Here is a 21,090-nt window from a genome sequence, read left to right as displayed (position 1 = left end):
GGCCGACTGTGGTATTAAGTAGGCGCCGGGAGTAGCAAGTATCCGACATGGAACTCACATGGTACGGCCATTCAACGTGGCACGTGACAGTCGACGACACCGAGTTGCTCATCGATCCGTTCTTCGATAACCCCAAGACCGACACTGATCCCGAGGAACTGGACCCGGACTACGTGCTGTTGACCCACGGCCACGCCGACCACATCGGCGACGTGGACCGCTACGAGGGCTGTGGGCTCGTGGCGACGCCGGAAATTGTCGAGTACTGCGAGGACAACTTCGGCGACTTCAAGGCTGTCGGCGGCATGGGAATGAACCTCGGCGGCACCGTCGAAATCGGCGATGCCTTCGTCACGATGCACCGGGCCGACCACACGAACGGCATGGACACCAGCTACGGCACCAGCGGCGGGATGCCGGCCGGGTTCATCATCTCGGACACGAAGCCGACACAGGTCAGCGACAAGGAGTCGACGACGTTCTACCACGCCGGCGACACCGGCCTCATGACGGAGATGCGCGATGTCATCGGGCCGTTCCTCGAACCGGACGCCGCCGCGGTCCCGGTCGGCGACCACTTCACGATGGGGCCGTTGCAGGCCGCCGTCGCCGTCGACTGGCTGGATGTCGACCACGCGTTCCCGATGCACTACGACACGTTCCCGCCCATCGAAATCGACACACAGGACTTCGTCAACGAGGTCAAAGGCACCGGCAGCGACACCGAGGTCCACGTCCTCGACGGCGACGAGACGTTCGAACTCTAATCGGGCCGTTCCACGTCGGTGATGGTGAACCGCGCGCCGCCGTCTTCGCTTTCACCCACGGACAGCGACCAGCCGTGTTCCTTCGCGATCCGCTTGGCGATGTAGAGTCCGAACCCGCTGTTCTGTTTCTCCGATGCATAGCCCGCCTCGAACACCCGCTCGGGCGGCGAGACATCGACGCCAGGGCCGTCGTCCGCGACGAAAAAGCCCGAAGACGTGGCGCCGACGCGAATTGTCACGTCGGGGCCGCCGTGTTCGACGGCGTTCGAAAACAGGATTTCGAGGAACAGCCGCAGCGATTCCGCGTCCGCCAGCAACTGACGCTCGGACGTGACTTCGAGCGACGCTGATTCGAGCGACAGCGAACTCCACACGTCCCAGACGACCGTCGACAGCCACAGCTGTTCGAGTTCGAACTCCAGAGAGTCACTCGACGCAAGTGAGACGACCTTGTCGACGATCCCGGAGAGTTGGTCGATAGAGTCCTCGACGGCGTCGATGTGCTCGTCGTCGGCCTCGACCTGCGAGAGGTGGCCGGTCGACACCTGGAGTTCGTTGCGAAGCTCGTGTGCGGCCAAAAGCGCCACCTTCCGGAGGCGTTCGTTCTGCTGTCTGAGGAGGCGCTCGCGTTCGCGCTGGTCGGTGATGTCCTGCGTGATCCCGATGAGCCCCGCCAGCTCATCGGCCTCGTCGTACCAGGGGACCTTCGATGTGCGGAGGTGTTTCCCCATGGACGGTGAGAACTCGTGGATATCGAGGATGTCAGACCCGTCGTTGATGACCTGCAGGTCGTCGCCGCGTGCCGCATCCAGATACGTGGCCCCAGCGGGGAGCCCGTCTTCGTCGCGCCGGCCGAGCAGTTCCGGGGGCGCGTACGACGAGTCGTTGAGCAGCACGTAATGCCTGTCAGTGTCTTTCACGTACAGGTGTTCGGAGTTCCGCTCGAACATCGTGGCGAGAATCGTCTCCGGTCGGGAAACCGGGCGTGCGGCCATCGTCTCGCTGCTGTCGAGCGCCTCGCCGACTGCGGCCGTCAGCGCCGGCGACCCGAGGTCACCGGCAACCGTTCGAATGTGATCGCCGCGATCCGCTTCAGTACCGTACATAATCACGGGGAGGTCCGGATAGAGGCCGGTGGCCGCCTCCGCCAGATGTCCCCCCGCCATCGCCCCACACGTCACCGGGACGACCAGACAGTCAGTCGCCATGCGCAGCAGTGTCGTATCGACACACTCGGGCTCAGTTGTCCGGACCGTCGCGTCGATTGCCGCCTCTTCGAGTGCCGCTTCTAATTGGTCTCCGGCGGCAGAATCGGCAGCGACGAGGAGGACAGTCAGCGGGGCCATCAATACACCAATCACACTGGAGTAATAAATAGGTTTAGCAGTCAAGCGCCTGACGAAACAGGCGAAGACACTTCCCCGTCCCGCTATCGATACCGGAACCGATCTCGGTAGCGGCATGTGGTTTCCGGGAACGCCCTGATGAACCGTTGTGACTGCGTTATCGGGTGACGGAGCGCTTGGACTGACGATCCGAATAGAAAGTGGAGCGGTGACACCCCGTGGAAAGGGTCCCGCCAGTGCTGCAGTGGGTGGTTCCGTGCCCCAGATAGAGACAACGGATTGATATGTTATAAAACCGCACATGATTTGACAGAATAATTACTCATTGGCCCACGCTCAGTGGGTGTCTCTCACCGTCGCTTCGTCGTGATATTTTATTGAAACGAGTCATAACATCCGAGTATCCGGACGACGTACGGACGGACGTGTCAGAAACGTACGTGTGTGCCCGATGCCAGGCCGCCGTCGAGCGGGAGTTCGAGGTGCGGTCTATCATCAAGACCTGCGACGAGTGTGGCGAGAACGGTCGCTTCCTCCACAGATCTCTGGTCGAATCCCTCTCCGAGATCGCCACGGAGAACCGGCCGGCCGGCTGGGAGCAGATGACACTCGACGAGCGGTTCGAAGCGGCGCTCAAAGAAGGGCTCATCACGATTACACGGAAGTGAGCCGCGTTGCCGCTGTGGCGGGTCTGTTCAGTTCTGACGGCGGTCCGGCGTGGTTCGGTCGTCGAGCCGGAAGCGCAGGCCGGATGTTATCTGGTTCTCAGTCCCACTTCGCGCCGGGGTTCGTCACTGCACCGCTAGCCACCCACCTTTTTCAGCGTCCCCCTTCCTCGCGCCAGCGGCGCTGCGGGAGGGGTCCTCGAAAAACGTGGGTGAAAAAACGGGACCTCACTCCGTTCGGTCCCGCGAAGGCCAGGCCCCTACTCTATTCGGCGTCTCAGTCCCACTTCGCGCCTGGGTTCGTCACCGCACCGTTGGCGGCGGAGCCGAAGTCGTGGTGATACTTCGCCAGCACGCCGCTCTCGTAGTTAGGTTCGGGGTCCCAGTCTTCGAGGCGCTGCTCGATCTCCTCGTCGCTGAGGTCGACCGACAGTTCCGTGTTGTCGATGTCGATAGTGACGGTGTCGCCGTCCTCCAGTGCGGCGATGGGACCGCCGACAAATGCTTCGGGCGCGACGTGGCCGATGGAGAAGCCGCGGGTCGCGCCGGAGAAGCGGCCGTCAGTGAACAGCGCCACGTCCTCGGCGTGGCCCTGGCCGGCGACGGCCGAGGTCACACCCAGCATCTCGCGCATGCCGGGGCCGCCCTGGGGTCCCTCGTTGCGGATGCAGATCACGTCGCCGGACTCGACGTGGCCCTCCTGGACGTACTCCATAGCCCCTTCTTCCTGCTCGAAGACGCGGACCGGCCCCTCGTGGTGGAGGTGGTCCTCGCCGGTGATTTTGATGACCGCGCCGTCGGGTGCGAGGTTACCCGAGAGGATGCGGATCGCACCACGTTCGTGGATCGGGTCCGCGACAGTGTTGAGATAGTCCACATCGAGGTCTGCGACTGCGGGCGGGTCGATGCGTTCGAGTTCTTCTTCGATTGTGTTGCCCGTGACCGTGAGTTCGTCGCCGTGGAGCAGGCCGGCGTCGTTGAGCGCCTTCAGGACAACCGGGACGCCGCCGACCTCGTGGAGGTCGTTCATAACCCGCTCGCCACCGGGCTGGAGGTCGGCGATCTTGGGCGTCCGGGCGCTGATCTCGTTGAACGTTTCGATGTCGAGCTCGATGCCGGCCTCCGCCGCGTGCGCGAGCAGGTGGAGGACGGCGTTGGTCGAGCCCCCGACCGCGACCTGCAGGGCAATGGCGTTCTCGAAGGACTCGCGGGTGAGGAAATCCGAGGGACGGCGACGCTCCTGGACTACCTCGACGGCGAGTTCGCCAGCCCGGCGGGCCTCCTCGTAGCGGGACTCGTGTTCGGCCGGCGGGGAGGCCGACCCCAGCGGCGCGAAGCCGAGCGCTTCGGAGATAGAAGCCATCGTGTTGGCGGTGAACATCCCGCCACAGGAGCCCGCGCCGGGGCAGGCGTGCCGTTCCATCTCGTCGAGTTCGCCCTCGCTCATCTCCCCGTCGGCGACTGCGCCGACGCCCTCGAAGACGTTCTGGATGGTGACCTCGCGGCCGTCGTGCTCGCCGGGCATGATCGAGCCTCCATAGAGGAAAACGCTGGGTAGGTCCGTCCGAATCGCGGCCATCATCATCCCGGGCATGTTCTTGTCGCAGCCGCCGATGGTGACGATGCCGTCCATGCGCTCGCCGAAGGTGACGAGTTCGACGGAGTCGGCGATTATCTCGCGGGAGATGAGCGACGCTTTCATCCCCTCGGTCCCCATCGAAATGGCGTCGGAGATGGTTATCGTACCGAATTCGATTGGCATCCCCTCGGTGTCATCGATGCCGTCGTAGGCGGCGTCCGCAACGTCGTCGAGGTGGACGTTGCACGGCGTGATGTCGGCGGCGGGATTGGCGATGCCGATCATCGGTGAGGACAGGTCCTCGTCGTCGTAGCCCATCGCGCGGAACATCGCGCGGTGGGGGGCTTTTTCGTATCCCTCCGTCACCTCGGTACTCCGGAGGTCCGGGTCCTTCTCCGGCCGTTCTTGCCGTTCCTGCTTGCTCATATGTGAGCGACGCCGTGGGCAACCTTAAATAACTTGTACTCGCGGTAACGTCCCACGTGAAGCACGGCGAAACCGACCGGTGGCAGTAGCTTCTTTTCCGTTGGGGGCCTCCGCCGGCGTATGCCGACGGTCACGACCGCCGCGCGACTTCACTTCGGGTTTCAGAACCTCTCGCTCGCCCACGAACGTCTCTACGGCGGGGTCGGGCTGGCGCTTGATGAGCCACGCCTGACCGTCGAGGCGACCCGGGCCGAGACGGTCCAGTGTGACGACGCGGCGACCGAACCGTACGTCCGGCGCGTCGTCGATGCGCTGGATGTCCCCGGCGCGGCGGTTTCCGTCGATGAGCGGTTCCCTCGACACGTCGGCCTCGGCAGCGGCACGCAACTCTCGCTGGCGACGCTCATCGCCGTCGTCCGGGCCTACGACCGGACCGCCGACGCACGGACTTACGCGCCGCAACTGGGCCGAGGCGGCCGGAGCGGCATCGGCGTCGCGGCGTTCGAGGCGGGCGGTTTCGTCGTCGACGGCGGCCATCCGACCGAGCGGTTCACCGCCGAGCCGCCGGCCGAGGGCGACTGGGACGTGCCGCCGGTGTTAGCCCACCACGACGTTCCCGCCCACTGGCGCTTCGTCGTCGTCGTCCCGGACACCGATCCGGGCCAGAGCGGGGCCGAAGAGGACCAGAGCATGCGCCAGGCCGTCGAGCGCGCCGACCCCGGAATCGCCGACGAGATCTCGACGCTGCTGACTCGGCGGCTCCTCCCCGCGATTGCGACCAGAGACCACAGCGACTTCGGCCACGCCGCCGCACGACTCGGCCGGCTCAACGGCGCGTGGTACGCCGACGAACAGGGTGGCGTCTACCGCCCGCCAGCCGGTACGCTCGTCGATTCACTGTCGAGCGTCCCGGTCATCTCCGGGGCCGGCCAGAGTTCCTGGGGGCCGACCGTCTGGGGCTTGACGACGGCGGACCACGAACCAGAGGCCCGCGAAGCCGGCGTGCTGGCGCTCGACGAGGCCGGCGTCGAGGGAATGGTTCGCGTCGTCGCACCCCGGAACACCGGTGCATCCCTGACTGAATAGCTGACCCGGATCCGGGAGTAAGTCGCATGAATCGCCGGAAGTAACGACGACTCTTGCAGCCGCCAGTGCGGTTATCCGTCTCGGCGGCGAACCCTCGCTGATGACTGCACTGTTCTCGCCACTGGAACTCCGCGAGACGACCGTCCCGAATCGCGTCATGGTGTCCCCCATGTGCCAGTACTCCTGTGAGGCCCGCGACGGCCTCGCCACCGACTGGCACCGCACCCACCTCGGCTCCCGCGCCGTCGGCGGCGCGGGGCTGGTCATGACCGAGGCGACCGCCGTCGAAGCCCGCGGCCGCATCTCCCCGGAGGACCTGGGGATCTGGAGCGACGAGCACGCGGCGGCACTGGAACCGATTACGGACTTCATCAGCGAGCAGGGAAGCGTGCCGGGCATCCAGCTGGCTCACGCCGGCCGGAAAGCCGCCACGTCGCGCCCGTGGGATGGCCACGATCCGCTCCAGCACGACGAGGGCGGCTGGGACGTTGTCGGCCCGAGCGACGACCCCTGGCCCTACGAGGACGGCGAGGCCCCGCCGACGACGGCGCTCGATCAAGACGGCATCGAATCCGTCATTGACTCCTTCCGCGCGGCCGCCGAGCGCGCGCTCGACGCCGGCTTCGAGGTCGCCGAGGTCCACGCCGCCCACGGCTACCTCCTGCATGAGTTCCTCTCGCCGGTGACGAACCACCGCGAGGACGACTACGGCGGCGACTTCGAGGGGCGCACGCGATTGAACCGAGAGGTCACGGCCGCCGTCCGCGAGGTCTGGCCCGACGACAAGCCGGTGTTCGTCCGGGTCTCGGCGACGGACTGGCTCCCCGACCGCGAGTCCTGGACCGTCGACGACTCCGTCCGACTGGCCGACCAACTCGCCGATGTCGGCGCAGACCTTATCGACGTGAGCGGCGGCGGTATCCACCCCGAATCCCGCCCCGAATACGCCGGCCCGAACTACCAGCTCCGGTACGCAGAGCGCATCCGCGAGGAGACCGAGTCGGACATCGCCGTCGGCGCTGTCGGCGGCATCACGACGCCCGAACAGGCCGAAGCCGTCATCGCCAACGACCGGGCGGACATGGCTATCGTCGGCCGTGAACACCTGCGGGACCCGTACTTCACGCTGACCGCGGCCAAGGAACTCGGCGCGACTGAGGAAATCGAGGGGCCGCCGCAGTACCGTCGCGCCTGGGGCTTCTGAACCGTTTAGACCTTATCGAGGTCGAGGTCGACGGCGTACCAGTCGAGCGCGAGCAGGAACACTGCGCCGACGGCAGCGGCGGCGACGAACGCGATGAGAACGTCAGTCGAAAAGCCGACTTCGCCCCGGACCTCCACCACCGGGGCGCGGAGGGCACCGACGACGAGTGCGACGAGGAACGCCAGCGTGGCTCGCCGGTTATAGTCCAGCGCGCGGCGGACGACGCGGGCGATGGTGAACAGGCCGACCAGTCCGCCGAGGATGAACGTCACGACCGGGACGGCGGTGGTGGTCACGTCCTCGACCGTGCCGCCGGTGGCGAGCGCGATGAGCGCGTCAACGAACTCGCTGAGGGCCGTCAACATACGGGTGTACTGCCCGAGAATGACGAGCAACAGCGATCCCGAAATACCGGGCAGAATCATCGCGCTGACGCCGATCATGCCGGCGACGAAGACGAGTGCGAGGCCGCCCCCGCCTCCGGAGCCCCCGGAGACGCCGGAGACGTAGAACGCGAGCAGGAAGCCAACAACGCCGGCCGCGGCCTGATACGGGGAGTCGACGGTGAGGCTCCGGACCAGCACCACGGCGGAGGCGGCGATGAGTCCGAAGAAGAACCCGAAAAGCAGTACCGGCGTCTCCTGACTGGCGATGTGGACGATTCGCGACACGATGACGACGGCAGTTCCGACGCCGGCGACCAGCGCGAGGAGGAACCAGATGTCGATATCGATGAGTTCCGCAAACGCACCGTGCGGGTCAATGCCGCCGTCTAACGGCGTGAGTGCGCGGAAGAATCGGATTATACGGTTCGGCGTGACGGCTGTGATCGCGGCGATAAGGCGCTCGTAGACGCCGGCGATGAGCGCGATTGTCCCGCCCGAGACGCCAGGGACGCCGTCAGCACTGCCCATACAGAGGCCGATGAGAAACGTTCGAATCCACGCGCGAAGCGGCGGCACCGAGCCCCGAATCGTCGGCGGGTCCCGGTCGGGAGAGGGAGTCATCACTGCACGCTTCCAGCATCACGCTCAAATCCCTTGTGGAGTTGCGTCGTGTTACTAGTATGCCACGACTGCGGGAGCGCAGTACGGAAGATGGTATCGAACGTGCTAGTTCCGGTGCTCTAGCGTGAGCACGCCGTTCCTGAGTGTCGGGATTGCGCCGGCGCTCGGCAAGTCGATATCGAACTCCGTCTGGAGGTGCGGGGCGTCGACAGCGATGATGGCCTCCGTTCCGATGACCTCGACTGTCACGTAGTTGTCGCTAACCTGCAGCGATTCCAGGTCGACGGCGAGCGTCCAGCCGTCGTCGTGGTCGGTATGCGAAACGTGCAGCGGCGACCGGTCAGTTTGTGCGTCCATTCGTCAATCATGGGTACGTGTTACACACATAAAGGTCCCCGTTCGGCGCGTGCCAATCCCCGCAAATTCTGCGGATGTAGCAGGACTGTCACAGCAGGCAACAATCACTGCGTCTCGATATCGACCGTGATGTCGTCGATGTAGTGGGTCGCGTCGCCTTCCCAGATGACACTCGTCCCGAGCGCGATGTACAGTGTGTCCGTCGAGAGTTCGGGCGTCGTCCACTCGAAGGTGTACTCCCGCCAGCCGTCGGCGAGCCACAGCGGTTCCCGGAGCCCGCCGTACGGTGTCTGCCCGAGCGCGGAGGTATTCACCCCGGGTTGTGGAAAGTCCTCCTCGACCGCCGGCGGTTCCGGCCCGAGCCGCATCACCGCGTCCCGGAGCGTGTTGAACGACTCCGATTCGCTCCAGAACTGGGCGCTGACGGTTATCTGGTACGCCTGGCCGGACTCGATAGCGACGGGGTGGACGCCCCACGTCACGCCGTCGTCGTAATCGCCCTCGTTCCAGATGCGCAGCGACCGGTCGCCGGAGGCCGCTTCGGTTTCGGAGACGCCGAACTCCCACTCGAACGCCGAGAGTTCGACCTCCGGGCCGATGGCCGCACCGCTTTCCCAGTCGCCCAGGCCGTCCTCGAACCCTTCTTCGAAGGCCGCTCCCGTGGACCCGCCCGTACAGCCCGCGATTGTTACAGCGCCCGCCACTGCGCCTGCCCGGAGCATGTCACGGCGAAACATTGTCTTGACTGTCATGTCGTGCGCTTATAGTCGGTCGGGCTGGCCTGGATTTCTCTCCACCCGTCACTTCCGACAATCTGTCTTGTCCGTGCCCCCACATGTGGTGGGGTATCAAGATCACAGATGCGACGCTACGCCTGCGGCCCGAGATACCCCCACGCCTGCAGCCGGTCGCCGTCGCCGTCGATCCACCGCTCACCGATGTCGTCCCGGTAATAGAGGTTCGGGATGAGGATGTCGTCGACGCGGTCGTACGCCTGCTCCCGTGCCGCCTGCATCGTCTCGCCCTTGCCTGTGACGACCAGCGGCATCCCGCTCTCGCCCGCGACACGCCACTGACCGTCGACTGCCACTCCCGGCTCGCTTCCCTCACCGGTTGCGCGTTCCGTGCCCGCAACGGGCACGCGCTTTGCATCCTCGATGTGGATCCCTTCGCGGCTGTCGGACCCGAAGACGACCGCGGCGTTGCGGGAGTTCTCGTCATACGTCTTCTCGTCGTCGAACGGGAACGGCGGCAGGACGACTCGAACCGCGATCTGATAGCCCCGGTGGACCTCCAGGCCGGGGTCGCGTCCGTTCGCCAGATCGAGGAAGAACTGTCCCGTCTCCGACTCGAAGGACTCCTCCTGCAGCGTGATCGTCGGATAGCCGAACCGGGGCGTGAACTCCAGTGGATAGATGCCGCTGTCGTTGACGATGCAGTTGAGATCGATGCTGCCGACGTACCCCTCGTCGGCGAGCCAGCCTTCCACCTTGCCGAGTGTCTCGGTAAACAGGTCGTTCCGGCCCGCCCAGAACATCGAGGTCCCCATTTCGCCGGTGGAGGGGCCGATGTTGCCCGGGAACAGCTTCTTGTGCTCGAAGTTGAAGTTGATCGGCTCGACGAACTCCTCGCCGTTGAAGAAGCCACAGACGGCGACCTCGACACCCTCGACTTTGCGCTGGAGCTGAAACCCCTTCATCCGGTGGCCCCACGCCTTCTTGTACGCCTTCAGTACGTCCACAACATCACTCCCGTCGTCCTCGTTGCCGACGTAGAGGAGTCGCTTGACGTTCTGTACCTCCCCGAGTGGTTTGATGACGTACGGTGCAGGGTTCTCTTCGACGTGCTGGATGCCGGTGTCGAAGTCTTCGAAGACGTGGTGTTCGACCGTGTTGACACCGTTGTCTTCGAGAACCGCCATCGCGTAGCCGCGGTCCTCTTCGAGCGTGTCCGTGTTCGGCGTCCCGCCGACGACAGCGTGGCCCTCGGCCCGAAGGTCCTGTGCGATCTCACCGGTGCCGATATCGCTGCCAACCCAGATGTCGTCGAAGACGACGACATCGGCCCAGTCGAGGTCCCCTCGCCAGTCGTCGGTTTTCGGGACGAACCCGTTGGCGATCTCCTGATCGCTGTCGGCTTCGATGTAGTACCGAACGTCGTGGCCCTCCCGGCTGACCTGCCAGGCGATGTCGCCGATGAGCGCCGCGTCCAACGAGCAAAAGAGGAAGTTTGCCATGACCTCTCTGCGAGCGGACGCGGGGTAAGCGTTGCTTGTCCATTCGACACCCGCTGACGTAGTTAAATAACCCCGCTCCCGTAAGCCGAATCGTTTTAGTCCCCATCTGTGAATTCCCACGTATGACACGCGACGAACTCGCATCTGCGAGCGAGCTGCTTGAATCGGCTGCTGAAGATACCGGCAGCGACGACGCACGCGAGCGCCTCGCCGAACTCGCCGACCAACTCGACACCCTGGCGACTGATGAACGCGGCCCGGACCACGGCCGACTCGCACGCATCCAGTCGGCGCTCAACGACCTCAGTAGCGGCGACGCCGAAGACGTGGCTGGTGCCATCGAGGACGCCGACGACCAGATCAACGAGTACCGGTCCGACCTCGAAGGGGTCTGATACGGGTCCACGCGAACCGGAGCGTAACTGTGTGAATGCCTTTCTGCGACGAAAAGCCGGCTCTCGCGAGCGACGGATTCCTCCGACTCGATTGCCGTTTCCTCGACGACTGGCTTGATTCGGGCTAGGAGCACGAGGTACTGCCCGCCGGTCGGATCGACGCCGATGGAATCAACGCCAGGGACCGCGACGCCGGCTACCACTACGGCGTCCGTGAGCGATACTGTAGCCAGACCTATGTCTAAACAACATCATAATTAATGTTTGTCCCTAACAAAAAGCTTTTGACATATCCGGTAGTTCACTTCAGACGAATATCAGGTCAGGGGAGTTGAGTAGTGTCCCCCAAGGTGGTGATTCCAATGAGCAAATCAACGAAGGGCCGAACGGCCCCCAAATCGATGCGTCACAAGCAAATACTCGACGTTGCGGCCGAGAATCCCGAGGCTTCTATCGCCGAGCTTGCGTCGGAAGTTCCGAGCGCGACAGCGGACCTTGTCGAACGTGTCCTCGAAGAACACGGCGACCCGGCCGAGGACGACGACCCGAACGAATCCGCACAGGAATCCAGCGACCATTCGTCGGCGTCCCAGTCGCTTCCGGCGCCGGATGACCTCTCGTCGACCGAATACGAGACGATCAAAGCGATTCGGAAACACCCTACCGCGTCCCAGCGGGACCTCGCCGAGAAACTCGGCGTGACCGCCTCGACAGTGAGCAACCGCGTCAACGGGATCGACGGGTTCGACTGGGCGAACCGCGAGGCGTTCGCCAACGCTGTGCTCGGCGACCAAGAGCCCGAACAGACCGAGTCGACAGCGAGCCCGGACGAAAGCCAGTCGCCAATAAGCCCGGAGGAACCCGAAACGCAGTCGGCCGACTCCGAACCGACCGCATCCTTCGACGGAGCCGACAGACGGGCGTCAGAGTCCGAGCCCGGGTCGGACGACGGCGACTACCCGCCGCCGGAGACCGCGACGGCGGCCGGCGAAGTGAACACTACCATCACCACGTTCCAGTCGACCGTGGAGGACCTCTCCGAGCAACTGGCCGAACTCGAAGGCCAGGTCGAAACTGTCGCGGACGGCGGCAGTTCCCCGCAGCCGTTTCAGGACCCGGAACTCGTCCACAAAGTCGTCCATGCGTGTATGGACTCGGAAAAGATATCCGAGGAAGAGGAGCTCAGGATACTTGATTCGCTACTTTAGTTGTACTCTCGCCACCGATGGCCACAGTCTTGGCACTTGAAAAACCGCGTCGGCGGTTCGTCGGCTGACCCCGTCTGTTTGATCGTGTACCACGCTTTCCCGTGGCCACACTCCTCACAGGTCACGTCGTCGGCCGTCGGCTTCCCCTCGAAGTTCGAGCCTTCTTCGGTCTCGATCAGTTCGTCGCCGCTCTGTTCGGCCGTACTGACGAACTCGGCCGCCCGGTCCTCGTCTTTGGCGTCTCGCGTTCCGCAGGACTGACAGACCATCTCGTCACCGTCAGCGTGCATCATCGAGCCACAGTCGTCGCAGAACTGCATACACGCCCGTCGGACACCGAAACAAAAAGCCGTTACTGCTCGCCCTCGATTTCGTGTTGCTCGGCGACGACGGGACAGTTCAGAAGCCGAACCGTCTCCATGTCGAGAAACTCCATGATCTCGGTCCCGTCGTTCGTGCAGTGTGCGTTCGGCGGCGCGGAGAAGTGCTCGCACTGTTCGCAGTAGCGGTGTTTCGACACCTCTGCGTAGCGGCTCTCCGACGGGTCCTCGCCGTCGTCGTCCTCGGCGATTTCCGCCCATACCTTGTCGGCGTCGATGTGGTCGACATCGACCCGCTCGAACGCGCTCTCGCCGCTTCCGAACGGGTTTTCGCTGGGGTCGTCCATCCCCGAGAAGGGGTCCTCCGGGTCCGTCGTCGACGCCAAACCGGAATCGTCCGGATCGGTCGCCGAGTCCGAACGGAACTCCTCGGTGTCGACGGCCGAGAGGAGGTCGTCAGCACCGTCTCCAGAGGGGGGCGTCTCGGACGCCGATGTCTCACTTGCGTCTCTTCCGGACCAGCCATCATCGGCTGGCTGGTGAGACTCCGTCGGGTCGGTTGCGTCGTCCCCGAACGGAGACTCGTCCGGCGGCTGTGATGCGTCGGCGTCCGTCTCGGCTTTCGGGGCTTCTTCGCCGTCAGGCCCCTCTCCGAGGCGCTCGAACGGGTCGCCCTCGCGGTCGTCGCCGGGGTCGAGCGCCTCGAAGGGGTCCCGCTCGTCGTCACTCATCGCTCTCTCCCGGGCCGAGCTGTGCCGCGGCCACCAGCCGTGCCTTCGAGCGGATGATGCCGCCCTCGGGCCGTACGTCCGACACCGTCGCGTTGCAGTGGGGACACTGGGGTTCGGTCAGCAGCCCGATTTCGACCTGCTCGCTACAGTTCGAACACCGGGCCGTCGAGATGCCTTCCTGTGCCGCGGCGCGTTTCAGCCGGTCGACCGCCTTCTGGTTCTGATCCCGGCCGCCCCGGTCCTCGCGGAGGTCGCTGACGACCCAGGCGACGCGGGTGAGTTTGTCTTCCATATCGTCCAGGCGGTCGTCGATATCATCGATGTCGTCGAGCCGCTCGTCCTGTGTTTCGAGTGATTCGGTCACGTCGTCTCGAAGATCGGCGATTTCATCCTCCAACGCCTCGATATCATGACTGAGCGCATCGATACGGTCGAACTCCTCGTGGCTGTGGTCGGCTGGTGCTTTCGCGTCGGCTTCCCGTTTGACCTGCACGACGCGCTCGCGGACATCTTCGATTTTGGTCTGAAAGTCCGCTTCGAGCGCGTCGAACCGCCCCGCGAGTTGGCGCTCCACCGTGTCGACGATATCGGGGACAGAGGAACTGACGGCGCTTTCAGTCGCCGCTTCGACTGACTCCGATAGCCGCTCGTCGACGGTCGCGGCGACGATAGCGTCGAGTTCGTCCGACGACGGATGGGTGCCCTCCATCTCGTCGTCGAACTCGGCCGAGGCCTTGTATGCGGCCAGCAGTTGCTCCATGACGGCCTCGCGCGGAACACCGAGTGTCTCGGCCTGCTCGGTCAGCCACTCGTCTAGATCCGCAGCTAGCTCGACGTGGACTCCCCCGTCATCCGTCGACTCGGAGGACATTACGACACCCTTGAGGAACAAGACTGATAAGGGTTTACCGCCGATTTCAGATACCGAGAGCGGGAGCGATCCGCCGATACGCTGCTCTTTGTCACTCCTCGACGGGTACGGGCGTCCGCACCGCCCGCTATCGAATTTTGCGCACGTCGCTGATGTCGAAGCCGGCCTCGCCCAGTTCCGTCTCGAACTGGACGATGTCCTCGTCCTCGATCTGTGAGAGGACGCCCCGGAACTGCCGGACGACGAGGGTCCGAGCCCGGGTGGAGCCGCCCGATTCCCACGCGAACTCCATCGTCCCGTGGGAGGCGTCGACGAGCTGGCCGTGGCGGATCGCCGACAGCGTCTCGTGGTTGATATGCAGGAGGATGAGGCCGCCCCACTGGTAGGCCGCCTTCTGGAGCCCCTGGACGAGCGAGCTGATGTCCGCCCAGTCGATCTCATCGCCCATGGCGCTGACGAGGTCCGACAGCGAGTCGATGACGACGAGGTTGTTCGCCGCCACGTCGTTCAGCACCATCCCGAGCGTGCCGAGCAGGTCCTCCCGCTCGTGGCGCGCCCGGAGGTCGGTGATCGACGCGGTTTCGCTGGCGTACCAGTCCCGGGGCACCGGGCTGATGTGGAAGTACCGCTCCGAGAGGTCGTGGAACTCGACAGCCTGGCTCCCCTTGTCGACCACGTCGTCGTCCATCGCCAGCCGCATCTCGCTGACGAGCTGGGACTCGCTTGCGGTAAAGGAGACGTAGTGGACTTCCTCCGGTGCGACGGCGTCCGCCGAGAGGTCGCCGTAGTAGAGGTCGTGTAGCTCCGAATCCACCTGTCGGAGCCCGTTGATGAGCGCGCTCGTGTGCATGAACTCCCGGGAGCCGGCTCCGGCCTCGCCCGAGAGCAGGACGACGCTCCCGGCGGGCGCGCCACCGTTGATGATGGAGTCGAGCTGGCGGACTCCGAACGGGATTCGCTCCATACATCCTCCTACCTACGCGGTCGCTTAAACGCTTGGCCTGCCGTGGACGACACCGGCTTCAGCGAACTACCGCCAGACGGCTCGACCGAGCCGCGTTTCCGAGAGGTCGAAGTCGAAGCGGTCCGTCCAGAGGAGGCCGGCCCCCAGCAGCGCGGCCAGGCCGACCGGTGCCCAGTTCGCGTAAAAGAGGTTGATGCCGCCCCACAGCAGGACGAAGCTCACGAGGTCGTCAAGCATGAACGGACACTCATTGAGGCGCTGTCGGAGCCCCGCGCGGTCGAACCCGAAGTCGAACAGCAGGACAGCGACGGACCCAGAGAGGAGCCAGCCGGCGTAGTTCTGCCAGGGGACGCCGTAGAACTGGGGCACCTCGTAGGTCCAGAAGCCGATAGCGACGGCACCGGGGTCAAGCACCAAATCGACGAGCATGACCGTCGCCAGCGTCGCCAGCAGCCGAACCGCGGTCGATTCCGCACGGGTGCCAAGCAACAGCAGGACGAGCAGGTAGGCGTTCAGGACTAGCGGGAAGAAAAACACCGGGAGCCCGAACGGCACCTCGCCCAGCAGCATTGGGCCGAGGTCCACGCCGTAGGTAAACTCCCCATAGGGCCAGCCGGTCCGGACGCCGACGAGTTCGATGCCGTAGGAGTACAGCGTCAGCGCGACCAGCGCCAGCCCGGCCCGGCGGTCCACGAGCGGAAAGACGCCGGCCACGAGGGGGAGTCGCATCACGAACGTCCCGAACAGGACGAAGTAGGGGTTGAACGCGAGCGGGTCGGGCAACAGTCCCTCGGCGCTGGCAAGGAGGGTGACCGCGCCAACGAGCGGGAAGACCACGGCGATGGTAAACCGGTTCTCGGTGACGAACCGGTCGAACCGGGCGGTCGCTTCGGTCTTCGTCTCCGGGAGCGTCCAGCCCGCCAGCGTGTGCCCATCCTCGTTAGCCATACAGCATCACCCACAGCGCGATGAGCGTGAACAGCATGCCGATGACGGTGTTGATCGCGGGGTACCACCAGTAGGCCTCATCGATGTCGACGCCGATGCCGAGAATCCCGAAGACGAGGCCGGGGTAGACCAGCAGTAGCAGGCCAAACACCCAGTGGGTGTAGGTGAACACGAACGCGGCCGTGAGCCAGCACATCACGCAGTAGTAGTAGGTGTTTGACTCGCCCAGAAACGTCGCCGTCGTCTGGATACCCGCTTCGCGGTCGGGTTCGATGTCGGGAATCGCCGAGAAGGTGTGCATCCCCATCGCCCAGAGCCACGCGCCGGCGACCGCCGTCGCTGGCGGGGCCATCCCTTCGATGGCGGCGTAGGCGATGACGCCCGGCAGGATGTACAGCCCGTTCGAGACGGAGTCCAGAAACGGCGTTGTCTTGAACCGTAGCGGCGGGGCCGAGTACTCGATAGAAAGCGCCAGCCAGGCGAACAGGGCCACGACGCCGAGCATCGGCAGCCCGAAGACGAACAGTAACGCAAGCGCGCCGCTGGCGACGACGATGGCCGTAATGGCGCTGTCTCCGCGATAGCTGACCTCTCGGCCCTCGTCTTTCTTGGGGTTGTGCTCGTCCACGTCGGCGTCGAAGATGTCGTTGACGCCGTAGAGGAACACGTTCGCGGGGATAGTGAAGTACAAAAACAGCGCGATAGCCAGCGGCGAGAACAGTTCCCCCGGCCCGTCGGCCGCGTAGCTGACGCCGACGATGACCGGGCCGCCGAGATAGAGCCAGAAGCGCGGCCTGGAGAGGCGCAACAGATACCCCACCAGCGTCTCCTCCGGCGGAATGACGGCGGTGATGCGGTCGGTCGGGAGTTCGGGCATTACTCAGGCGATGTCCTCGATGAGCGCCTTCGCAGTGTGTTCGCCGCTGATGAGACACATCGGCACGCCGATGCCGGGCGTCGTGAACGACCCCGTGAAGTAGAGGCCGTCGACGGCCGACGAGCGGTTGTTTGGCCGCAAGAGCGCTGTCTGGCGGAGCGTATGCGCCAGCCCGAGGGCGGTCCCCTCGGTGGCGTTGTACCGCTCGCCGAAGTCGGAGACGGCGAACTGTTTCTCGTAGACGATGCGGTCGCGCAGGTCGACGCCGGTGTTGTCGGCGATGTCGGCCAGGATTTTCTCGCGGTACTCCTGGCGAATCTCGTCGCCGTCGTGCAGCCCCGGCGCGATGGGGACCAGCACGAACAGGTTCGAGTGGCCGTCGGGCGCGACGCTGTCGTCGGTCTTCGAGGGGACACAGAGGTAATACGCCGGGTCGTCGGGCCAGGCCGGGTCCTCGAAGATATCGTCGAAGTGGGGGTCCCAGTCCGTTGGCAGGACGAGCGTATGGTGTTCCAGCGGCTCCACGTCGCCCTCGACACCCATGTACATGAGGAAGGCCGACGGTGCGTAGGTCTTGTCGTCCCAGTACTCGTCGTCGTACTGGCGCTCGTGGTCGGGCAGGAGTTCCCGCTCGGCGTGGGCGTAATCGGCGTTGACGACCACTTCGTCGGGGTGAGTCGTCTCGCCGTGGACCGTCTCGACGAGGAAGCCCTGCTTGCGGCGGGCGATTTCGTCGACCTCGGCGTCGGTCTCGTAGGTGACGCCGAGTTCCTCGCCGAGTTCGACCAGGCCGTCGACGACCGCGCCGACGCCGCCGTCGGGGTAGTAGACGCCGAGGTTGAAATCGACGTGGCTCATCATGTTGTACAGCGCTGGCGTGGTTCGTGGCGACCCACCCAAGAAGACCAGCGTGTACTGCATGATCTGCTGGAGCTTCGGGTGCTCGAAGTAGTCCTCGACGTGGCCCTGCATCGACCCGATGAGCTGGAGGCCGACCGGGGCAGCCGTCATCACGTCGAGGTCGATCCAGTCCCGCAGCTCCGAGCGGTCCTTGTAGACAAACTTGTTCATCGCCGTCTCGTAGTGGCGCTCGCTCGTCGCGAGGTAGTCCTCGAAGGCCTCGCCCGCGCCGGGTTCGTACTCCTCGAACTTCCCGGCCATCTCCTCGTTGTCGCCGGTCACGTCGATCCGGTCGCCGTCCTTGAAGAAGATCCGGTAATGGGGGTCCAGTCGCTGGAGGTCGTAGTAGTCCCGTGGCTCCTTGCCGAAGTACGCGAAGAACCGCTCGAACACGTCAGGCATCAGGTACCACGACGGCCCCATGTCGAACCGGAATCCCTCGGCCTCAAGCCGGGAGGCGCGGCCGCCGACTTGCTCGTTTTTCTCAAGCAGCGACACGTCGGCCCCCGCGTCCGCCAGATAACACGCGGCGGAGAGGCCGCCGATGCCGCCGCCGACGACAGCCACGTCTTCACCGGACAAGTCACTCATTACCAGTACAGAGGGGCTGGAGTGTCAATAAATGAGCGGCCAAACTGCATTGGTATGGCACACGTGGCCACATGACGGAGACTCCGTCGGTACTATCTACGCTATCGGAATCGGCGACCGCCTGTATTTTCGGGCCACAGATCGGGCCAGTGGGAGACGTATATGTGGGTGGGGACCGGACTGGCGGGCATGGAACCCGACCTCTCAGCATTGGACGTGTATCTCGACGACGCCGGCGTCGACGGCTACCTCCTCGATGCGGATTCCGAGGTGTCCGACCAGTACTACCTCTCGGGCTTTGACGCCCCGGACCCGTTCATCACGCTGTACGACGGCGACACGCATCTCCTCTTTCCGCGGAGCCTGGAGTTCGGCCGAGCCAAGCGCGAGTCCCGGGCCGACACCGTCGAGCGCTACGTCGACTTCGACCATCAGGAGAAAGTCGAGGAGTACGGCCCCGACGAGGCAGTTTCACACGTCCTCGCGGACTTCCTTGCGGCATACGACGTGGACAGCGTGGCCGTGCCGCCGCGGTTCCCGCTTCGAACGGCGGACGGCCTGCGCGCACGCGGCGTCGACGTGACCGCCGACACCGACGGCATCGTTACGGAGATCCGGGCGACGAAAACCGAGGGCGAAGTGGCTCACATCAGGACGGCCCAGCGAGCCAACGAAGCGGCCATGGATGCGGCCGAATCGCTGCTCGAAGCGTCGGAGGTCGCTGCTGACGACACGCTCGAAGTCGACGGCGAGACGCTGACGAGCGAGCGGGTGAAAGAAGAAATCGAGGTGACGCTGCTTCGCAACGGCTGTTCGCTGGACGAGACAATCGTCGCGTGTGGGGCAGACGCCGCGGACCCCCACGACCGCGGGAGCGGGCCGCTAGCCGCCCACGAGCCGATTATCATCGACATCTTTCCGCAGGACAAGGCGACGAAGTACCACGCCGACATGACGCGGACGTTCGTGAAAGGCGAACCCAGCGACGCGGTGCGCGAGTGGCACGACCTCACCGAACGTGCGATGGCGGCGGCGTTCGACGCGCTGGAACCCGGTGCGACCGGTGCGGACGTACACGACGCCGTCTGTGGCGTGTACGAGGACGCCGGCGAACCGACACTGCGAGACGACGAGCGAACGGAGACGGGGTTCATCCACAGTACGGGCCATGGCGTCGGCCTGGACGTGCACGAACTCCCGCGGCTCTCACCGAACGGCGGCGAACTCGAACCGGGACACATCGTCACCATCGAGCCCGGCCTCTACGACCCCGACGTGGGCGGAGTCAGAATCGAGGACATCGCCGTCGTCACTGCTGACGGGTACGAAAACCTGACCGAGTACGAAATCCAGCTAGTCGTCTGAGCCGGTCACCTCAGAGCCGTTCATCTGGCCGCCACAGGCCGGACAGGCCGCCTTTGCGTCTTCGGCCCGAGTGCCACACAGCGTCCATTCATAGCGCATACCGGTCGAATCACCGCCATCCGTGCCGAGCAGTCCCGACGGTCGGGGTCGCAGTTTCATTCTGGCCACCGTTTGAAGTTGTGGGACACTCTTGCAATAGGCTTGTTACCACACTTCAGTATTTTCCATAGCTCCATCATGAACATTTATTATGGATGCGTCGAAAGGTGTGGGTACCCAATGCTTGTATCCGACGTATGCCTTTCGCGCCGACCTGACACCGCACCACCCACGAACCACAGACGCCGACCGACACGACCCCCAGGATGACAACACGAATCACGACCCCCCGAAACGACGACTCGTACCCGACAACCACACTGCCCTTCGACGACGCGGACAGTTCTCGCCGCGCGCCGAAGATGTTCGCGCCGACTAATGACGCCACGATGGGCCAGTTCGACACCGAGGCCACGGATCCGCGCTAAACTAGGACACAACGCATATCCCGGCGGCCCGCTTCCGTTTCGACATGTCCGATTACACCACGGTGTCGATTCCGAAGGATCTCGCGGAGCGTGTCGAGGAGACAATCGAAGGAACGAGCTTCTCCAGCACCTCGGACCTCGTTCGGTTCCTGCTCCGGAGCATCGTCGTCCAGCACCAGCGGGAAGGCGAGCTGACCGAAGCGGAGTTTCAGGACATCACTGACCAGCTGCGTGATCTGGGCTACCTGGAATAGCGATTTCGGAGCCGGTGCGCTACTGCGGATACTTCTCGGGCGGCTCGATATCCAGAATCGTGACCCCCCGCTCCTGCCCGGCTCTGTCGAAGGCCCCGAGGGCATCGGCGTCCCACGGGGGGATACCGACGAAGATCACCTCGTGTAGGTCGTCGGTCTTGCTGACGCCCATGTACCCGTCGGGATGAGAGACGAACCGACCCTGTGTCTGGCCGGCCGGCGTCCCCAAGTCAACGCCGAACACCGCATTGACAGAGGCCCCGGCCGAGGGGAGATAGAAGTCGGTGAACACCGGCGTCTCGTCGGCCAGGTCCGCATCGGGGAGCTCCCCGGCCGGCGTGACGGCCAGCGAAATCGTCACGTCATCGGGTTCGGCCTCGCTGGCGAGCCGTAACAGCGTCTCGACGAGTCCGCGGGTAACGTAGACCACGCCAGTCTTTCGCACGGGCCGGGTAAAACGGCGTCG

24 protein-coding genes are annotated in these 21,090 nt (G+C 64.6%); 9 read left to right on the top strand and 15 right to left on the bottom strand.

Annotated elements, in window-relative coordinates:
* The first annotated feature begins 47 nt into the window (after positions 1-47).
* Positions 48-767 carry a metal-dependent hydrolase gene (locus NDI54_RS14495; protein ID WP_310897152.1) on the top strand — a complete coding sequence of 240 codons (720 nt, stop codon included), beginning with the start codon at positions 48-50 and terminating at the stop codon, positions 765-767.
* On the opposite strand, the gene NDI54_RS14490 is transcribed toward NDI54_RS14495, so the two are convergent.
* Positions 764-2,113, bottom strand: coding sequence for a sensor histidine kinase (locus NDI54_RS14490; protein WP_310897151.1), 1,350 nt, complete (start codon positions 2,111-2,113; stop codon positions 764-766). The genes NDI54_RS14495 and NDI54_RS14490 overlap by 4 nt on opposite strands.
* Positions 2,114-2,490: 377 nt before the next feature.
* Between NDI54_RS14490 and NDI54_RS14485 the strand changes: the two genes are divergently transcribed.
* Positions 2,491-2,781 carry a hypothetical protein gene (locus tag NDI54_RS14485; protein ID WP_310897150.1) on the top strand — a complete coding sequence of 97 codons (291 nt, stop codon included), beginning with the start codon at positions 2,491-2,493 and terminating at the stop codon, positions 2,779-2,781.
* 274 nt (positions 2,782-3,055) lie between these two features.
* Here NDI54_RS14485 and ilvD read toward each other — a convergent pair whose 3' ends face one another.
* Entirely contained in the window at positions 3,056-4,783 is a 1,728-nt protein-coding gene (ilvD, locus tag NDI54_RS14480) for a dihydroxy-acid dehydratase (protein ID WP_310897149.1), read from the bottom strand.
* A 120-nt stretch (positions 4,784-4,903) separates the two neighbouring features.
* Between ilvD and NDI54_RS14475 the strand changes: the two genes are divergently transcribed.
* Both NDI54_RS14475 and NDI54_RS14470 read left to right on the top strand, forming a co-directional pair.
* Positions 4,904-5,869, top strand: coding sequence for a beta-ribofuranosylaminobenzene 5'-phosphate synthase family protein (locus NDI54_RS14475; protein WP_310897148.1), 966 nt, complete (start codon positions 4,904-4,906; stop codon positions 5,867-5,869).
* A 100-nt stretch (positions 5,870-5,969) separates the two neighbouring features.
* Entirely contained in the window at positions 5,970-7,073 is a 1,104-nt protein-coding gene (locus tag NDI54_RS14470) for an NADH:flavin oxidoreductase/NADH oxidase (protein WP_310897147.1), read from the top strand.
* Positions 7,074-7,078: 5 nt separating this feature from the next.
* Here the strand turns inward: NDI54_RS14470 and NDI54_RS14465 are convergent, their stop codons facing one another.
* The 4 genes from NDI54_RS14465 to NDI54_RS14450 all read right to left on the bottom strand — a co-directional run bounded on the left by NDI54_RS14465 (position 7,079) and on the right by NDI54_RS14450 (position 10,673).
* A complete protein-coding gene (locus NDI54_RS14465) occupies positions 7,079-8,080 on the bottom strand; it encodes a DUF368 domain-containing protein (protein WP_310897146.1) in 1,002 nt (333 codons plus the stop codon).
* Positions 8,081-8,185: 105 nt separating this feature from the next.
* On the bottom strand, positions 8,186-8,437 hold the full coding sequence (locus NDI54_RS14460) for a DUF7127 family protein (RefSeq protein ID WP_310897145.1): 252 nt from the start codon (positions 8,435-8,437) through the stop codon (positions 8,186-8,188).
* Between the two features lie 104 nt (positions 8,438-8,541).
* Positions 8,542-9,174: a hypothetical protein gene (locus tag NDI54_RS14455; RefSeq protein ID WP_310897144.1), complete on the bottom strand. Its 633-nt coding sequence runs from the start codon at positions 9,172-9,174 to the stop codon at positions 8,542-8,544.
* A gap of 131 nt (positions 9,175-9,305) precedes the next feature.
* Complete coding sequence (locus tag NDI54_RS14450; RefSeq protein ID WP_310897143.1) at positions 9,306-10,673, bottom strand: phosphoribosylamine--glycine ligase; 1,368 nt, start codon at positions 10,671-10,673, stop codon at positions 9,306-9,308.
* A 122-nt stretch (positions 10,674-10,795) separates the two neighbouring features.
* On the opposite strand from NDI54_RS14450, the gene NDI54_RS14445 reads away from it, so the two are divergent.
* On the top strand, positions 10,796-11,068 hold the full coding sequence (locus NDI54_RS14445; RefSeq protein ID WP_310897142.1) for a DUF7553 family protein: 273 nt from the start codon (positions 10,796-10,798) through the stop codon (positions 11,066-11,068).
* 362 nt (positions 11,069-11,430) lie between these two features.
* Positions 11,431-12,276 (top strand): winged helix-turn-helix transcriptional regulator, encoded by an 846-nt coding sequence (locus NDI54_RS14440; protein ID WP_310897141.1) that lies wholly within the window; start codon positions 11,431-11,433, stop codon positions 12,274-12,276.
* On the opposite strand, the gene NDI54_RS14435 is transcribed toward NDI54_RS14440, so the two are convergent.
* The 7 genes from NDI54_RS14435 to crtD form a co-directional block, all read right to left on the bottom strand.
* Positions 12,273-12,596: a transcription factor S gene (locus tag NDI54_RS14435; RefSeq protein WP_310897140.1), complete on the bottom strand. Its 324-nt coding sequence runs from the start codon at positions 12,594-12,596 to the stop codon at positions 12,273-12,275. The two genes, NDI54_RS14440 and NDI54_RS14435, sit on opposite strands and share 4 nt — an antisense overlap.
* Positions 12,597-12,628: 32 nt before the next feature.
* Complete coding sequence (locus NDI54_RS14430; RefSeq protein WP_310897139.1) at positions 12,629-13,327, bottom strand: hypothetical protein; 699 nt, start codon at positions 13,325-13,327, stop codon at positions 12,629-12,631.
* A complete protein-coding gene (locus NDI54_RS14425) occupies positions 13,320-14,198 on the bottom strand; it encodes a hypothetical protein (RefSeq protein ID WP_310897138.1) in 879 nt (292 codons plus the stop codon). Before NDI54_RS14425 ends, NDI54_RS14430 begins: the two co-directional genes overlap by 8 nt.
* 127 nt (positions 14,199-14,325) lie before the next feature.
* On the bottom strand, positions 14,326-15,162 hold the full coding sequence (locus NDI54_RS14420) for an RAD55 family ATPase (RefSeq protein ID WP_310897137.1): 837 nt from the start codon (positions 15,160-15,162) through the stop codon (positions 14,326-14,328).
* Between the two features lie 66 nt (positions 15,163-15,228).
* Positions 15,229-16,110: a bisanhydrobacterioruberin hydratase gene (cruF, locus tag NDI54_RS14415; protein WP_310897136.1), complete on the bottom strand. Its 882-nt coding sequence runs from the start codon at positions 16,108-16,110 to the stop codon at positions 15,229-15,231.
* Positions 16,103-16,987, bottom strand: coding sequence for a prenyltransferase (locus NDI54_RS14410; protein WP_310897135.1), 885 nt, complete (start codon positions 16,985-16,987; stop codon positions 16,103-16,105). Before NDI54_RS14410 ends, cruF begins: the two co-directional genes overlap by 8 nt.
* A 3-nt stretch (positions 16,988-16,990) precedes the next feature.
* Positions 16,991-18,478 (bottom strand): carotenoid 3,4-desaturase, encoded by a 1,488-nt coding sequence (crtD, locus tag NDI54_RS14405; protein WP_310897134.1) that lies wholly within the window; start codon positions 18,476-18,478, stop codon positions 16,991-16,993.
* A gap of 189 nt (positions 18,479-18,667) precedes the next feature.
* Between crtD and NDI54_RS14400 the strand changes: the two genes are divergently transcribed.
* Positions 18,668-19,843, top strand: coding sequence for a Xaa-Pro peptidase family protein (locus NDI54_RS14400; protein WP_310897133.1), 1,176 nt, complete (start codon positions 18,668-18,670; stop codon positions 19,841-19,843).
* On the opposite strand, the gene NDI54_RS14395 is transcribed toward NDI54_RS14400, so the two are convergent.
* Positions 19,832-20,002: a hypothetical protein gene (locus tag NDI54_RS14395; protein ID WP_310897132.1), complete on the bottom strand. Its 171-nt coding sequence runs from the start codon at positions 20,000-20,002 to the stop codon at positions 19,832-19,834. The genes NDI54_RS14400 and NDI54_RS14395 overlap by 12 nt on opposite strands.
* A 206-nt stretch (positions 20,003-20,208) precedes the next feature.
* Here NDI54_RS14395 and NDI54_RS14390 point away from each other — a divergent pair, with 206 nt between their 5' ends.
* Entirely contained in the window at positions 20,209-20,370 is a 162-nt protein-coding gene (locus NDI54_RS14390; RefSeq protein ID WP_310897131.1) for a hypothetical protein, read from the top strand.
* Positions 20,371-20,414: 44 nt separating this feature from the next.
* The gene (locus NDI54_RS14385) at positions 20,415-20,624 is read left to right on the top strand and encodes a ribbon-helix-helix domain-containing protein (protein ID WP_137682350.1); all 210 of its coding nucleotides are present in this window, start codon (positions 20,415-20,417) and stop codon (positions 20,622-20,624) included.
* A 19-nt stretch (positions 20,625-20,643) separates the two neighbouring features.
* Here the strand turns inward: NDI54_RS14385 and NDI54_RS14380 are convergent, their stop codons facing one another.
* Positions 20,644-21,054 (bottom strand): hypothetical protein, encoded by a 411-nt coding sequence (locus NDI54_RS14380; protein ID WP_310897130.1) that lies wholly within the window; start codon positions 21,052-21,054, stop codon positions 20,644-20,646.
* Positions 21,055-21,090 lie beyond the last annotated feature (36 nt).

The sequence above is a fragment of the Haloarcula terrestris genome (assembly GCF_031624315.1).
GTDB lineage: Archaea > Halobacteriota > Halobacteria > Halobacteriales > Haloarculaceae > Haloarcula > Haloarcula terrestris.
This window is presented reverse-complemented; position numbering and strand designations above follow the sequence as displayed.